Origin of the sequence: Candidatus Nitronauta litoralis (assembly GCA_015698285.1) — a bacterium.
Classification (GTDB): Bacteria; Nitrospinota; Nitrospinia; order Nitrospinales; family Nitrospinaceae; genus Nitronauta; species Nitronauta litoralis.
Window position 1 is genome coordinate 2945279 of record CP048685.1, and the last position, 14600, is coordinate 2959878.

Below are 14600 nucleotides of genomic sequence, written 5' to 3' on the forward strand. Positions count from 1 at the left end.
TCTGATCGGTCGAACTCTTCCTGAGTATGCATTCGCACTGTAAAGTTTTCAATTAGTTACAGGTCAGGAGCCGGAATTGCTTTCTTTCCGCCTCCATGGGCTTTAATCCACGAATATTCTTGTATTTAGGGGCAGAAAAAGGATAAGATATGCCATCTCTCGGAAAGTGAGGATACCTGTTTGAACGGGTTTGAGATCATTTTTGGGGAAGACACTAATTAACTGGAGGGGTGCGAGCTATGATGGGAATTGGGTTTCCTGAATTGATGATCATTCTGGTCATCATCATGATCATCTTCGGGGCCGGAAAATTACCCGAAATCGGCAGTGCTTTTGGCCGAAGTATTAAAAACTTCAAGACCTCCATGCGTGAAGCTGAAGAAGCTGAGCAAGTTGAGGGTGAGGCCCCGGCTCAGGTAGCTGAAGGGCAACCTGCTGGTCAGGCTGAAGAGGAATTAAGCGACGAGGAAAAAGAAAGAATAGCCCGGGAAAAAGCCCAGGCCGAAGGGGAAGCTAAAGACAAAGCGATGAAAGATGCCGCAGAAGCTTTCACTTCATCACTGCCTCGCAAGGGTAGTTACGATTTTGCCAAAGACCAGGAAGACCAGGCGGCCAAAAAGGAAAAAGCCTGAACCCTGGCATCCCGCGAATTTATCTAGCGGACATTGGACTGAATTTAATAAGAGAGCCTTGGATCAGGATTCGTCCCATTTCCAGGGCTCTTTTAGTTGGTCTGCCGTCCAAAGCGTCCACCCGTCCACATCCTTGTATATCCCACCAGTAAAAAAGTTGAACGGGTCAAAGAACTTGATTCCTTTATCACGATCCACCTGAAAATTGGCTTGCTGGGATTGCGCCGGGTTGGCTTTGCATTCCAGGAACTTCTCGCCATCCACCTTGGACAGGGTGAAAATCTCTTCCATTTTGTCAGGTGGAAATTCGCCAGAATCCACAAGTGCTCTCACTTTTACCAGAATATTTCCAATCTCTTCTTCTTCAAGATGATGAATTTTCATCTAAACTTTCCTTCCGGTGGGTGAGTGTACTGAAGTTGGTGTAGCTTATTTGAGTTGATTATACTAATAAATTGACGGTGAACAAAGTCAATCTTGAATTGTTTGTTTTATTCCAGGAGCTGTTTTTAAATGGTGGCAAACGTAAGGTTTAGAGACATTATTGTTTCATTGAATTAACGACCTTCGTATGGGTGAAAAAGCTTAAAATTAAGAATCCGGGTTGATAACCGGAATTTCCTGATTTATAATCCGCCGGTATGAAAAAGCTTGGGAGAAAACAGTTTAGCTGTATATTGTTACTGCCTATATTCTTCGGACTTGTGGTGACTTCATCCAGTCTGGCTTCCACGAGTCACCTTGAGTCTTCCCATTCTGATCCTTTTCATAAGGTTAAACAATCCATATTTTATTGCCCTCTGCACAATCACCAATTGGAAAAACCCTGCCCGCATTACTCAGAGAAAAACAATTCATACGTTTCCGTGTCCAATAGAACATCAGAAAAACCTTATTATTTTACTTCCCCATGCACCAACTCTCCATTAACAAATAAAACAGTATCTCCCAGCAGTGCCTCTCAACCTGGAGAAGTTGTGGGAAGCGGAATATCTATTCAAAGGCTATCCAGCCTGGTCAATTCTTCAAGTGGTATTTTACTCCTGATTTATCTTGAATCCCCTCAGCGGCCCCCCCGTTCAAATTAATTCCTTCGAACATTTTCTAATTTAAAAGGAAGTAATCAGGTCTGGGTGATTTTTCCACCCGCCGCCTAATGGGTTGTTCCGTCCTGGTTTCTGCCTGATCCAAAATTTCACGTTTCGTCAGGATTCTGCTCGTCCGTCTAAATGGGATGATCTGTACTCGTGTGCGATCTTAAGGAGTGTGGTCATGAAATTCATCAATCAAGCTGTTTCTATCCAGATTAAATTAATTTTTCTTGCAGGTTTTTTATGGTGGGGCCTGGGAGTTCCACTGGACGGGTTCGCTCAATCGGCGAACTACAATGAACAAAAATTGACTCCCAATTTTTTTCAGATGGACCCTGTTATTCAGGTCGCTGAAAATAAAATTTTGAAAAAAGAGAAGAGTGAACCCGGCACGATGGTATTGGATGAAGTGGAAGTTATTGGTAAAGAGCGGTTTTTCGACCTTGGTGCCCGTCCCTTTGATCGTAGCAAGGAGTTTCTGGAAAAAGTCCCTGGAGGGACCACTTTGATCGATGCCGAAAAAATGCGAGAAACGAGTATGCAGGAATTGGAAGATGCCTTTCTCTTTGCACCGGGAGTTCATATTGCGGGGCAAAATACGGGGCTGGAGGGAGTAAAAATCCAAATCCGTGGTTCAGGAATCCGGTCCATCCATAGCCCTATTAGAGGGGTTTCTATTTTTCGGAACGGGATTCCCATGACCCGGGCTAATGGTGGTACGGATACACAGAATTTAAACTATTTCGTTTGGGACCACGCGGAAGTCTTGCGGGGAGCAAATGCAATGACTATGGGTGGTTCTTCTCTGGGGGGAGCAATCAATATTGTCACACATACTGGACGAACTTCTCCAGGTTTTCATGGGCGTCTGACATTTGGCAGTAATGAGTTCACCAGCCCAAGTGTCAGCTATGGTTATTCAGAGAACAAATGGGATTTTTTTACGTCGTTTTCGCTGATTTCCACACAGGGAAACCGGGATACAGCAAACTCCGGTACCGCAAAATGGGGATTTATTAGCGCGGGATACCAGTGGAACGAAAACAATGAAACACGGTTTATTGTAGATATTCAGGATCATGATTGGGAAAACGGCAGTACTTTGACGCTTGCCAGCTTGAGAAATAACCCGGCCCAGAACAACAGGAACCCTCTGGACCCTAACTTTGAAATCCCACACATGAGGTTTTCCCTGAAGCACAATGTGAAGACGGAGGATTGGGGGAGTTTTTCCCTGGGAACCTTTTATCAGCGTAATGACTACAACTTTCCTTTCAGGGCCTTTGGTTTTTTCGAAGATACCTGGGAAGAAGTCGGGGTGGTTGCGCGAAATGAGCAGGATCGGAACTGGCTGGGATTTAACAACCATCTCGAAATGGGGGTGAATACCCAGTACATGTGGGTCAAGGATGAGAACTTCAGCTCTGTGAACCAATCAAAAGGGCCCATTGTTTTTCGAGAAGATAATTACTTTACTTTGGTGGAAGCCTATTTCCAGGATCGGATTTCGCTGACCAATAGCTTCGACGTAGTTCTGGGAATTCAGGGGATCTACAAAAACCAGGAGTTTGCTCAGACCTTCCCCGTCACTCAGTCCGTTTCCGAAGAATCCCCGGGTATCAACCCAAAAGGCGGGTTTGTATGGCAGGCTATGGAAGAAGTTCAGTTATATGGAAACGTCAGCCGGAGTTTTGAAACTAAAACGCTGAATAATATTGGAGACAGTACGGGCGCAAACAAGGTACGTGACCAAAAGGCAACCACGTTAGAAGTGGGAACCCGCGGTGGTTCTTCCCTGTTTTCCTGGGAAGCTAGTTTTTATCATGCCTGGGTCCAGGATGAGTTGCTGGTTGTCGAGTCGCCGCCCCAGAGTATGAATTTTTTGCTGGGAAATGCTGATGAGTCGCTGCACACGGGCATTGAACTCGGCGCAGAGTCGAACATCCCGCTCAGTTTCATTTGCTCAGGAGACAGCCTTCGAATTCGTGGTACCTACACCTGGAGTGACTTTCGGTTTGATGGAGATATGAACTTTGGCGATAACCGGCTGCCAGGTATTCCTGAGCATGCCGGACTCCTCGAGGTTTTATATAAACATAATTCTGGTTTCTATTTTGGACCTAATGTTGAAATTCAGTCTGACAAGGTTGTGGATTTTGCCAATACATTTTCTGCTCCTGCCTTTACGCTTCTTGGACTACGGGCAGGCTATGCTCCGAAGAATACCTTCTACAAATTTTTTCTTGAGGCCAATAACATTACAGATGAAAGGTATGCGGAATCCATAAACGTTGCAGTTAATTTGAATGGAATGGATGCCAATCAGTTTCTTCCAGGACAGCAGTTTTCCATGTTCGGGGGGGTGGAGTTCGAATATTAATCCATTTGTTAGTTAACCCTTCAACTTGACGGCAAAGGGACTGGACATGCGAAAAATAATTCTGGGTTTTCATTTAAGCCTGGCGCTTGCGCTGGGAGTGTTATTTTCCCTGCAGGGGGTTTCAGGGAGCCTGATCACTTTCTATCGGGAATTTGATCAATTTTTAAACCCCCATGTAGTGATTCAAAACCCGGGAGGTGAAAGAAAGTCTATTCAGGAATTGTTTGAAGTTGTCCGGTCCGCGCATCCAACTCGAACGGGACCCTGGAAGCTTGTGCTTCCAGAGGAACCGGATCAACCCTTCCGGGCGGATTATCAAAAGCCAAAGGAAAAAGAGGGTAAATTCTGGGCTCCGCTCATGATTTCCGTAAATCCTTATACAGGTGAAATCATAGATACCCGGTTTTGGGGAGATACCCTGATGACCTGGGTTTATGATGTCCACGCAGAATTGCAAATGGATAAGTTCGGTTGGGATCTGGTGGGGTATTTAGCCCTTGGGTGGCTGGTTTCTTTTGGAACCGGATTATATCTGGGGAGCCCCAGGGGGTTTCGATTTCCGCGGCAATTGTGGTTTAAGAAAAACCCCTCGAATTCTAGATTGCTTTACGACGGACACCGCTTGGTAGGACTGTATTTTTCCCTCCCGTTAATAATTCTGGCCGTTTCAGGTTTTTACTTTGTTCATCCAACCAAGGTTAAACCTGTGGTTGCCCTTTTTTCATCCATCTATGAAAAGCCTTCAGGCTTACTTTCTACGGGGGGCACACTACAACAGTCGATCACATTAGACAGGGCCGCTGAAATAGCGGGCCGTCATTTTTCAAATGGCAGGGTTTACAAAATTATAACACCAGGCAGTAAGAAAGACGGAGTCTTTGAGATCACAGTTTGGCAGCCAGAGAGCTACTCCCGTCATCATCCATTATCGACCGTCTGGCTGGACCAGTATTCAGGAAAACTTCTGAGTATTAACGATAGAACAAAAGGTAGTTTGGGGCAGTTTAGTTTGGATTTGTTATGGCCTCTACATCGGGAAATCCAGGAGTTTGCTGGCATGCCCGGGCGGATTCTGTATTTTGTGTCGGGCTTTGTTCCGTTGTTTCTATTGATAACGGGTGTTCGGTTTTACCGGGCGAAGAAAAAGCTAACAAGAGAAAAAGCAAAACTATAATAAGAGGTTTCGACTAATTTTAGAGGTATCGGGACTTTTCCTGGAGGCTATTTGGTTGCCGTTTAATACTGGGCCAGGAAGATAACGGGTCCGGGGAAGATCCCTAGTTCCAGGGTACCAATAAGACCGATCGCGACAACCAGCAGGGTGATCGGGGTGAGGGAGATTTTGAATTCCCCGACAGGTTCCTTCATGTACATGAAGACGATAACCTTCAGGTAATAGTAAAAGGAAATGGCACTGTTGAGAACAGCGATGATCACCAGCCAGAGGAACCCTTCCTGAAGGGCAGCCTGGAAGATGTAGAATTTGGCGATAAATCCAGCAAGCGGGGGAAGACCGCCCAGAGAGAGCATGAACATAGTCATGCAAAGAGCTAAAACCGGATGTTTGAATCCCAGTCCGGAATAGTTTTCCAGTTCAAGATTCTCGTGGCCTTTCCTTCCTACCAGAATGATGATGCCAAAAACGCCGAAAGTCATGAACGCGTAAGACAGCATATAGAAGAGCAGGCTGGCACTTCCAAGTGAATCTTTAGCGATAACCGCAATAAGAATATAGCCAACGTGAGACACACTGGAGAAAGCCAGAAGGCGTTTGATATTGGTCTGCATAATGGCACCCAGGTTCCCAAAGAACATGCTGAAGATGGCCACAATGCTCAATGTCACTTGCCAGGAAGGTGCCAGTTCGGGAATACCTTCTGCAAATACGCGGTAGAAAGCTGCGAAGGCAGCAGCTTTTGGCCCTACTGCCATAAAAGCGGTAACTGGAGTGGGAGCGCCCTGGTAAACATCAGGAGCCCACATATGGAATGGGACGGCAGCCACTTTAAAACCAAACCCAATAACGAGCAGGACAACTCCAAGAAGCAGTAACGGGTTTGCAAAAACCTCACCGGAATTCAGGAGGCCCGCGATGGCGCTCAGCTTGACCGTACCGGTTGAGCCATAGAGCAGGGTCATGCCATAAAGGAGGAACCCTGTAGCAAAAGCTCCAAGCAGGAAATACTTTAATGCCGCTTCATTGGACCTTGGATCGGTCCGGCGAATACCGGCCAGTACGTAAAGGCAGATCGAGACGATCTCAATGCCGAGAAAAATCATGATGAGATCGGTTGCTGAGGCCAGTACGATCATCCCCACTGTGCAGAACAGGATCAGACTGTAATATTCTCCAACTTTTATGCCTTCCCGTTTGTTGTATTCAACCGCAAGTAAAATGGCCAGGGCGGAACTCAGGCAAAAGATCATGGTGAAAAAGATCGAAAGCCGGTCAACAATATAGGCTCCGTTGAAGGAGTAAACGGGGATTTCAGCACCTTTGGCAAAAGAACTGACAGCGGCACACAACAGGCCCACCAGGCTGATGAAGACCAGCACCGATTTGTTACGGCCAATGAATAGGTCGACCAGCAGGACCATCATGGCAAAAACACTCAGAACCAGGACGGGGGCCAGGCTTGAAAAATCGACTATCGGTGCGGCAATGGGTTCCACGTTTATTCCTTAACCAACGGGGTTGTTGAAGATTGTGTCGTTATAAGGTGCGCGACTGTTGCTTTGCTCTGAATTGCTGCGTGATGGCCACCTTCTTCCTGGCCATGCTTGGTTCCACTGTTTTTATTTACGTGAGCGATCAGATGCTCAATGGTTGGATCAAATGTTTTGGTAAACGGTGTTGGGTAAATCCCAATCCAGAAAATCAGGATGATCAGCGGGATCATGACAACCTTTTCACGCAGTGTCATGTCGGTCAGCTTTTCGTTTTCAGGGTTGGTGACCTCGAGGAACATGACACGCTGGAACATCCACAGCATGTAACAGGCGGCCAGAATTACGCCCGAAGTTCCAATGAGTGCGAATATAACATCCGTTTGGAACATTCCGATCAGGATCAGAAACTCGCCCACAAAACCGTTCATCCCGGGAAGTCCAATGGATGACAGTGTGACAATCATGAAATAAATTGAGAACACCGGGATAATTTTGGTCAATCCGCCAAATTCTTTTATCAGTCGTGTGTGTCTGCGGTCGTAAATCATACCGACCATCAGGAAGAGGGCGCTTGTGCTGATACCGTGGTTAATATTCTGTAATAAAGCTCCAGACATCCCTTGATGGTTGAAAGCGAAAATACCGAGCATGACGAACCCGAGATGGCTGACACTCGAGTAGGCAACCAGTTTTTTCAAATCCTCCTGAACCATGGCGACCAAAGCACCATAGACAATTCCGATAACTGCAAGCCAGCCTACATAGGGAAACAGTTCGTGACTGGCGGCCGGAAATAGCGGAAGGTTGAAACGCAGAAAGCCATAAGTTCCCATTTTAAGGAGAACACCGGCAAGAATGACACTGCCTGCCGTGGGGGCTTCAACGTGGGCATCCGGCAACCAGGTGTGGAACGGGAACATCGGCACTTTAATGGCAAAGGCCAGAAAGAATGCCAGGAACAGCCATTGCTGGACTTCCAGTCCCACATCGAGGTGCTTGGTGATGAACATCAGGTCTGTTGTGAACTGGCCTGTTTGCTGGTGGATGTCGAGGTAAATCCAGATGATGGCAACCAGCATGAGCAGGGAGCCGACAGCGGTGTAGAGGAAGAACTTGACCGCAGCGTAAAGTCTGCGAGGTCCGCCCCACACGCCGATGATGAGATACATCGGGACGAGCTGGAATTCCCAGAAAACGTAGAACATGAAGAAGTCGAGGGCAATGAAAACACCCAGCATGCCGGTTGAAAGAGCCAGCATGGACATCATGTAATATTTGACATGTTTTTTGACGTGCCATGACGCAAGAATGGAAATCGCTGTCAGGAACGTGGTCATGATGTAAAGCAGCAGAGAGATTCCGTCCAACCCTACGTGATAACCGATTCCCCAGGCTTCAATCCATGGGACCATGAACTCGAACTGCATGGCCGAGGAATGCATGTCGAATTCCTGGTAAAAAACAAGGGACAACAGGAAGTCGGCAACGGCAATTGCCAAGGCACCCTGTTTGACCATCTCCGATTTTTCTTCGGGAATGAAGGCCAGGAAAAAACAGCCGATCAGAGGTAGAAATGTGACGAAAGTTAAAAACATGTCTTAAATCACGATTAAAAGGATCACGAAACCCATGACCATGAACATGGCATAGTTGCGAACGAACCCCGATTGAAAATACTGGGCGATTTTACTCATGAACCCAATGGATTGTGCAACTCCGTTGACAGCCCCGTCTACGGCTTTCTGGTCAGCATCTTTCCATAAGCGGTACGAGGCATCGACCGTAGGTTTGACTATGGTCTCGTCATAGATTTCATCCACATAGTATTTGTTCTGCACCATATCGAATCCCCATTGGCCCTTGGTGAGTTTCGCAGGCATATCCGGGAATTTGATATAGAACATATAGGCGGTAAAGATTCCGGCCAGCGCGACACAGATTGAAAAGAGCATCAGGAGGATTTCCCATGTGATGTCCCACCAGGTGTGGTCGTGAGCCTGTTTCGAATGGAGCAGTTCAGTGAATGATTGGTGATGGCCATGTGAAGCCAGAACGGTTTCAGAATGATGCAATGCCGTGGTCCAGTCGAAAGAAATTACAGGTTCAAGCCAGTTGCCCAGGATGTGCCATCCGTGGATGAGCGGGATACCAAGTAATCCTCCACCCAATGCAAGGCCGGCCAGAATGATCAATGGCATCGTCATAACTGCAGGTGACTCGTGCGGATGAATATGCGGATCAACACGCGACTCGCCATGGAATGTCAGAAATACCAGCCTGAACATATAGAAGGCAGTAATGAAAGCGCCACTTATTCCCATTCCCCAATAGATGACGTTGCCGTCCATCAAGGCGTGATACAGAATTTCATCTTTACTGAAGAAACCTGAGAAGGGGAATATTCCGGCTATCGCGATGGTCGAAATTAAAAATGTAAGGTACGTGATTGGCATGTGATCTTTAAGTCCACCCATTTTTCTAATGTCCTGTTCATGGTGCATCCCATGGATGACACTACCGGAACCCAGGAAGAGGCAGGCTTTAAAGAAAGCATGTGTGACGAGATGGAAGATCGCAGCGGTGTAAGCACCAACTCCGCAGGCGAGAAACATGTAGCCAATCTGACTGACGGTGGAATACGCCAAAACCCGTTTGATATCCCACTGAGTACACCCGATCGTCGCGGCCATCAAGGCTGTACCTCCCCCGATGAGTGCGATGATCGTCATCGTGAGGGGTGCCATGTTGAATAGCGCGTTACACCTTACGATCATGTAAACGCCGGCTGTGACCATGGTCGCCGCATGGATCAGGGCTGATACCGGGGTCGGGCCTTCCATTGCATCTGGCAACCAGGTGTATAGCGGAATCTGTGCTGATTTCCCGGTCGCGCCGAGAAACAAGAACATGGTCAACAGGGTGACCGTTTCGCTGTCATAAATCAGGGTCGTTGGAGCTGCCGTCATCACGGTTGAGAAATCAATCGTACCGAAGGCCTGGAAAACGTAAAAAATTCCGAGGAGAAAACCGAAGTCACCAACCCGGTTAACCACAAACGCCTTGGTTGCCGCGTCGCAGGCAGATTTTTTTTCGAAGTAGTAGCCGATGAGAAAATAGGAACACGCGCCCACACCCTCCCAGCCGATAAACATGACCAGGAAGTTGTTTCCCATAACCAGCAGTAACATGGAAAACAGGAACAGGTTGAGATAAGCGAAGTAGCGGTAGTAGCTGTACTCCTCATACATGTAGCCGATCGAAAAGATATGGATTACCGAGCCGACACCGGTCACCACCAACATCATGACGCAGGACAGGGGGTCGATCTGGAATCCAAATTCGATTTGCAGGCTACCGGCTGGGATCCAGTTGAAGAGGATCAATTCTGGGTAGGGGGTTCCTTCCGGGTGAAAGAACAAGCTGATCCACAGGCAAACAACCACCAGGAAAGACAGGATCGGCCCACCACAGGCTATTTTACTGACCCAGTCTTTGCCTATGCGCAACCCGAAGAACCCGTTGATGATGGACCCTATCAGCGGAAACAGGGGAACCAGAAACGCCAGATTTACCATTACAGTGTCACCACTTCATTAAGTTGAATTCGTCCAGGTTGACCGTAGGTCGATTCCGGAACAGTGCGATTACGATCGCTAACCCTACCGAGACTTCTGCCGCCGCAACGGCCATGACCATGAAACTGAATATTTGTCCATCGTGCTGATTGAGATGGCGGTCAAATGCAATCAGCGAAATGTTGACGGCATTCAGCATGATTTCCACGGACATAAACACCACAATTGCGTTGCGCCGAATCAAAACCCCGAGAACACCAATTGAAAAAAGGGTCGCGCTTAAAATGAGGTAATGCGAAAGCGGTATCATCAGTCCACCTTGTTTTTTGCGAGCACTACCGCTCCCACCATTGCTGCAAGCAGAAGGATGGAGGCGATTTCAAAGGGCAGTACGTAGTCAGTAAATAGTTCAGTTCCTACCGCGACCGTGGTACCGAATGAGTCAGGCACTTCGGCCATTTCACCAAATTCAGTCCCAAGAATTTTGTCGATCATCTTGTACAAGGCCAGCAATACCAGAATCCCGGTCATGATGGAAAGGTACAGGTTCCGATCCCGCATTTTCCAGGCCTTGTCGTCCCCCTTCAGGTTTAATAACATGATCACGAACATGAACAGAACCATGATCGCGCCGGCGTAGATGATGATTTGCAGGATGGCGATGAAATGCGCCTGCAAAACAACAAAGATGCCAGCCAAACCGAGCATCATCGCAATCAGCGACACGGCTGATCCGATCGGGCTGTTATTAAAGACCACGCCCAGTGCCAGGAGCACTGTAAAAATGGCCAACGGGTAGAAGATCAGTAATTCCATTTTCCGTACATTTTGCGGGTGAATTCGATGCGGTCCTTGAGGTCCGCAACAGGTACCAGTAACTGTTCCATATCGTATTTCATTTTTTTGCGATCGAGCATTGAGATTTCACAGTCATCACTCATGAAGATCGCTTCTTCCGGGCAGGCTTCTTCACAGAATCCACAGAAGATGCAAATAGCATAATCAATGGTGAAGGCTTTCGGAAAACGCTCGTCCTGGTTCTGCTTGCCACTGTTGGCCTCCGGTATGATGTCGATGCAATATGCCGGACAGGCAATTTCACAGAGGCCGCAGGCGACACATTCCGGTTTGTTGTCTTCTCTTAACGCAAGAACCGGACGCCCGCGATATGCTACGGGGTAGTCAATGGTCTCTTCCGGGTAATAGACAGTAAAAATTTCCCGCTCTTTCTTTTTGCCAAGAAAGAACGGAACAAACCCAAACAGGTTCTTGAAAAAATGACGAACCGTGATGAGCATTCCACGAATGATCTCGGGAATATAAGATCGCTCCCACCACGTCATTTCCACATTCCTATTGACGTAGTAAGCCATAAGCGACTCCTTTTAATTAAGTGCCATGATCACGATTCCGGTCACCACGATATTGGCGAGGGAGAGGGGCAGAAGAATTTTCCACCCCAACTTCATGATCTGGTCATAACGAAACCGGGGTAGCGTCCACCGGATCGTCATTTGAATGAAAATGAAAATACAGACTTTAACAAAGAACACCCCAACGTGAATCCCCATCGCAATTAAATTGGCGAACGAAGATCCCAGCCAGGAAAAATTAAATGTATCGATGATGTCTTTTGTCTCGACGAACGGGATGTGCCATCCGCCAAAAAACAGGATGGTGACAATCGCTCCGATGGTCACCATTTCAATAAACTCGGCCATGAAAAACATGCCGAATTTCAAACCACTGTATTCGGTAAAATAGCCTGCCACCAGCTCGGATTCCGCTTCTGGAGCGTCGAAGGGAATGCGCTTGTTCTCTGCGATGGAAGCTGTCAGGAACATGAAAAAACCCAGAGGCTGCAAAAAGATCCCCCAGCGCCAGAAGTTTTCCTGGGCGGCGCCAATTTCATCGAGCTGCATGGTGCCGTAAACCATGAGAACGCCGATAATGGTCAGTCCCATGGTGACTTCGTACGAGATCATCTGGGATGCCGTTCTCATTGAACCGAGCAGGGACCAGTTGTTGTTTGAACTCCACCCGGCGACCACGTATCCATATGTTGCCAGGGAAGCGATGGCAAAAACGAACAAGAGCCCGACGTCAAGATCGGAAATAACCAGATTGACCTCTGTTCCCCATAGCTCGTACTTCCCACCAAAGGGCACAACGGCAAATGTCAGAAGAGCCGGTACCAGAGCAATAATCGGGCTCAACGTGTGCAGAAATTTGTTGGCACCTTGCGGGATAAAATCTTCCTTGGTGAACATTTTCAGGCCGTCGGCCATGATGTGAAACAGACCCAGCGCCTTGAAGCCCAAAATGTCGGCACGGTTGGCACCGATTCGGTCCTGCATGATCGCGCTTTGTTTTCGTTCAACCCAGGTCAGAACAGGGGCGAAGAAACCTACGGTCACCGCAAGCACAAACCCAATTTTGATCAGGGTGACCAGCAATTCGATCAGGAACTCGTCTGAGATTGAAAAAAAATCCAAATCCGCCTCAATTCATGGGGCCGATCAACGGCTGTCGTTTGTTGACCGGGTAATCTTTTCGTAAGGGATGCCCTTTAAAATCTTCATAAAGGAGAATACGTTTAAGCTTGGGATGATTTCTGAATTTCACACCATACATATCCCAGACTTCACGTTCGTACCAGTTGGCCGACTTGAAAAGTGGACAAACGGAATCAATTTCACAGTCATCCTCATCCACGGGGCATTTGATGCGAATACGGTGATTAAACTTGAGCGAGAACAAGTGGTAGACCACCTCGAAACGTTCTTTTTTCCGGTCAAGGTAATCAACACAGGTTAGATCCATCAGGTAGCACATGTCGGTTTCCGGATCGTCCCGCAGCCACTCCAGAAGTTCCACAATAATGGATTTTTCTACTGTTAAAGTTTGGTCCCCTCGAAAGTCGTGACTTTCAAGGACTTTCGCGCCAAACCGGGTTTTGACTTTGTCGATTAATACGGTATCGCTCATTGCCTGCCGATCACTCCCAGTCGAGTCCGCCACGAATCCAGACGTACATCAAACCCACGCCCAGAATCAGCAGGAAAAGAATCATTTCAATTAATCCGAACCACCCAAGGCGTTGGTACAGGACTGCCCAGGGGAACAGAAATACGGCTTCGATATCGAACAGTATGAAAAGGACGGCCACAAGATAAAATTTGACCGAGAATCGTTGGTAGGGAGAGACAATTTGAGATTCACCACACTCGAATGGCTCATCCTTGTCGGCAAATCTCCGTTTTGGTCCGAGCAAGGTCGTTGACACCACCATGCCAATCGCAATTGCGGCCGCGATGACCATGAGAATTGCGACTCCGAGATATTGTTCGAGCATGTGTCTCCTTCGTGCCAATAGCCCCTTTTCACAGGGGGAAATTGCTCCTTTTTCCTGTTCTATTTAAGCCCTTGTTTCTCAGGGGTTTTGTGTATCCCTTTGAATTTTACAAGGCTTTATAAAATAAGGCCTTGTGTTATTCGATCCGGTAGGTTCCGGAGGGCAAAATACCACAGGAAATTGGTGACGGGGGATACTAACCCAAGGATTCTATCCTTGTCAATGAAAACCTTAGCAACTTCCCTGTTTTTCGGGACTTTTGGGGGATTTATCATAAGGAGGAGCAGGAAGCATTATGAGGTTTGAATTTATGCGGTTTTACTTGCCAGGGAAGTGGATTAGGAGAGTTTTCCTGGAAAACATTAAAAAACACCTGTTTTAAAGGTAAAGATCGCTTGGGGAGCAACGTGAATCTTTTCCATAAGGGATTGATTTAAAAAGGATTGGTGGTTTATTCGACAAATCTTTCACTTAAAACTGAAGAGAGGGATCAGGGAGAGCGGCTTCCATATTTATCCCCACCGCGCCACGACCCCCCTTTGGGATACCTGCCTCCCTCTTCAAAATATTTGGCGAACAAGGCCAGACTGATTTCCCCTATGTCCTGAATAACGGGTGTGGGGATCAGCATTCTGGTTGCGCAGTGCTTCCAGCTGTTAATTCAGGCCGTTGCCATCGACCATAACGTCAATAAATTCCGACCCACTTTTCATTTTTATAGCCCCGGCGTTATATTGGTGATACAGGTTCGGGAGTGGCGACCCGGATGTAGGGCGTAAGCCCAACCCATACAGAGTGGGGCCACGTTTCAATTACTCCGGCACGAGCCGTGACAGGCGTGGCTGTTCACAGGCGAAGCCATCATTTCTTATCCCTTCCCCAAATCAAATACCCCGT

The 14600-nt window shown here is 47.5% G+C and carries 14 protein-coding genes; 3 read left to right on the top strand and 11 right to left on the bottom strand.

From position 1 onward, the window contains the following. Positions 1 to 239 precede the first annotated feature (239 nt). Entirely contained in the window at positions 240 to 632 is a 393-nt protein-coding gene (gene tatA, locus G3M70_13395; GenBank protein QPJ62816.1) for a twin-arginine translocase TatA/TatE family subunit, read from the top strand. A 63-nt stretch (positions 633 to 695) separates the two neighbouring features. On the opposite strand, the gene G3M70_13400 is transcribed toward tatA, so the two are convergent. Beyond that, on the bottom strand, positions 696 to 1016 hold the full coding sequence (locus tag G3M70_13400) for a hypothetical protein (GenBank protein QPJ62817.1): 321 nt from the start codon (positions 1014 to 1016) through the stop codon (positions 696 to 698). Positions 1017 to 1904: 888 nt separating this feature from the next. On the opposite strand from G3M70_13400, the gene G3M70_13405 reads away from it, so the two are divergent. Together G3M70_13405 and G3M70_13410 are read left to right on the top strand one after the other, a co-directional pair. Next, the gene (locus G3M70_13405; protein ID QPJ62818.1) at positions 1905 to 4103 is read left to right on the top strand and encodes a TonB-dependent receptor; all 2199 of its coding nucleotides are present in this window, start codon (positions 1905 to 1907) and stop codon (positions 4101 to 4103) included. 46 nt (positions 4104 to 4149) lie between these two features. Beyond that, on the top strand, positions 4150 to 5277 hold the full coding sequence (locus G3M70_13410; protein QPJ62819.1) for a PepSY domain-containing protein: 1128 nt from the start codon (positions 4150 to 4152) through the stop codon (positions 5275 to 5277). 62 nt (positions 5278 to 5339) lie between these two features. On the opposite strand, the gene G3M70_13415 is transcribed toward G3M70_13410, so the two are convergent. The 10 genes from G3M70_13415 to G3M70_13460 all read right to left on the bottom strand — a co-directional run bounded on the left by G3M70_13415 (position 5340) and on the right by G3M70_13460 (position 14334). Continuing rightward, entirely contained in the window at positions 5340 to 6776 is a 1437-nt protein-coding gene (locus G3M70_13415) for an NADH-quinone oxidoreductase subunit N (protein QPJ62820.1), read from the bottom strand. A 2-nt stretch (positions 6777 to 6778) separates the two neighbouring features. After that, complete coding sequence (locus G3M70_13420; GenBank protein ID QPJ62821.1) at positions 6779 to 8368, bottom strand: NADH-quinone oxidoreductase subunit M; 1590 nt, start codon at positions 8366 to 8368, stop codon at positions 6779 to 6781. Between the two features lie 3 nt (positions 8369 to 8371). Then, positions 8372 to 10348, bottom strand: coding sequence for an NADH-quinone oxidoreductase subunit L (nuoL, locus tag G3M70_13425; protein ID QPJ62822.1), 1977 nt, complete (start codon positions 10346 to 10348; stop codon positions 8372 to 8374). 7 nt (positions 10349 to 10355) lie between these two features. Continuing rightward, a complete protein-coding gene (nuoK, locus tag G3M70_13430) occupies positions 10356 to 10658 on the bottom strand; it encodes an NADH-quinone oxidoreductase subunit NuoK (GenBank protein ID QPJ62823.1) in 303 nt (100 codons plus the stop codon). After that, a complete protein-coding gene (locus G3M70_13435; GenBank protein QPJ62824.1) occupies positions 10658 to 11164 on the bottom strand; it encodes an NADH-quinone oxidoreductase subunit J in 507 nt (168 codons plus the stop codon). Before G3M70_13435 ends, nuoK begins: the two co-directional genes overlap by 1 nt. Next, complete coding sequence (locus G3M70_13440) at positions 11152 to 11721, bottom strand: NADH-quinone oxidoreductase subunit I (protein QPJ62825.1); 570 nt, start codon at positions 11719 to 11721, stop codon at positions 11152 to 11154. Before G3M70_13440 ends, G3M70_13435 begins: the two co-directional genes overlap by 13 nt. 12 nt (positions 11722 to 11733) lie before the next feature. Beyond that, the gene (gene nuoH / locus G3M70_13445; GenBank protein ID QPJ63816.1) at positions 11734 to 12828 is read right to left on the bottom strand and encodes an NADH-quinone oxidoreductase subunit NuoH; all 1095 of its coding nucleotides are present in this window, start codon (positions 12826 to 12828) and stop codon (positions 11734 to 11736) included. 22 nt (positions 12829 to 12850) lie between these two features. Further along, on the bottom strand, positions 12851 to 13336 hold the full coding sequence (locus tag G3M70_13450; protein QPJ62826.1) for an NADH-quinone oxidoreductase subunit C: 486 nt from the start codon (positions 13334 to 13336) through the stop codon (positions 12851 to 12853). A 10-nt stretch (positions 13337 to 13346) separates the two neighbouring features. After that, positions 13347 to 13703, bottom strand: a complete 357-nt coding sequence (gene ndhC, locus G3M70_13455) for an NAD(P)H-quinone oxidoreductase subunit 3 (GenBank protein ID QPJ62827.1) — start codon at positions 13701 to 13703, stop codon at positions 13347 to 13349. Between the two features lie 490 nt (positions 13704 to 14193). Further along, positions 14194 to 14334 (bottom strand): hypothetical protein, encoded by a 141-nt coding sequence (locus G3M70_13460; GenBank protein ID QPJ62828.1) that lies wholly within the window; start codon positions 14332 to 14334, stop codon positions 14194 to 14196. Positions 14335 to 14600 lie beyond the last annotated feature (266 nt).

Bases quoted from the DNA above. Each gene is read 5' to 3' on its own strand.
- G3M70_13405 (QPJ62818.1), top strand. From the start codon at position 1,905: ATGAAATTCATCAATCAAGCTGTTTCTATCCAGATTAAATTAATTTTT.
- G3M70_13440 (QPJ62825.1), bottom strand. From the start codon at position 11,721: ATGGCTTACTACGTCAATAGGAATGTGGAAATGACGTGGTGGGAGCGA.
- G3M70_13400 (QPJ62817.1), bottom strand. From the start codon at position 1,016: ATGAAAATTCATCATCTTGAAGAAGAAGAGATTGGAAATATTCTGGTA.
- nuoK (QPJ62823.1), bottom strand. From the start codon at position 10,658: ATGATACCGCTTTCGCATTACCTCATTTTAAGCGCGACCCTTTTTTCA.
- ndhC (QPJ62827.1), bottom strand. From the start codon at position 13,703: ATGCTCGAACAATATCTCGGAGTCGCAATTCTCATGGTCATCGCGGCC.
- G3M70_13450 (QPJ62826.1), bottom strand. From the start codon at position 13,336: ATGAGCGATACCGTATTAATCGACAAAGTCAAAACCCGGTTTGGCGCG.
- G3M70_13435 (QPJ62824.1), bottom strand. From the start codon at position 11,164: ATGGAATTACTGATCTTCTACCCGTTGGCCATTTTTACAGTGCTCCTG.
- G3M70_13460 (QPJ62828.1), bottom strand. From the start codon at position 14,334: ATGCTGATCCCCACACCCGTTATTCAGGACATAGGGGAAATCAGTCTG.
- G3M70_13410 (QPJ62819.1), top strand. From the start codon at position 4,150: ATGCGAAAAATAATTCTGGGTTTTCATTTAAGCCTGGCGCTTGCGCTG.
- tatA (QPJ62816.1), top strand. From the start codon at position 240: ATGATGGGAATTGGGTTTCCTGAATTGATGATCATTCTGGTCATCATC.
- G3M70_13420 (QPJ62821.1), bottom strand. From the start codon at position 8,368: ATGTTTTTAACTTTCGTCACATTTCTACCTCTGATCGGCTGTTTTTTC.
- nuoL (QPJ62822.1), bottom strand. From the start codon at position 10,348: ATGGTAAATCTGGCGTTTCTGGTTCCCCTGTTTCCGCTGATAGGGTCC.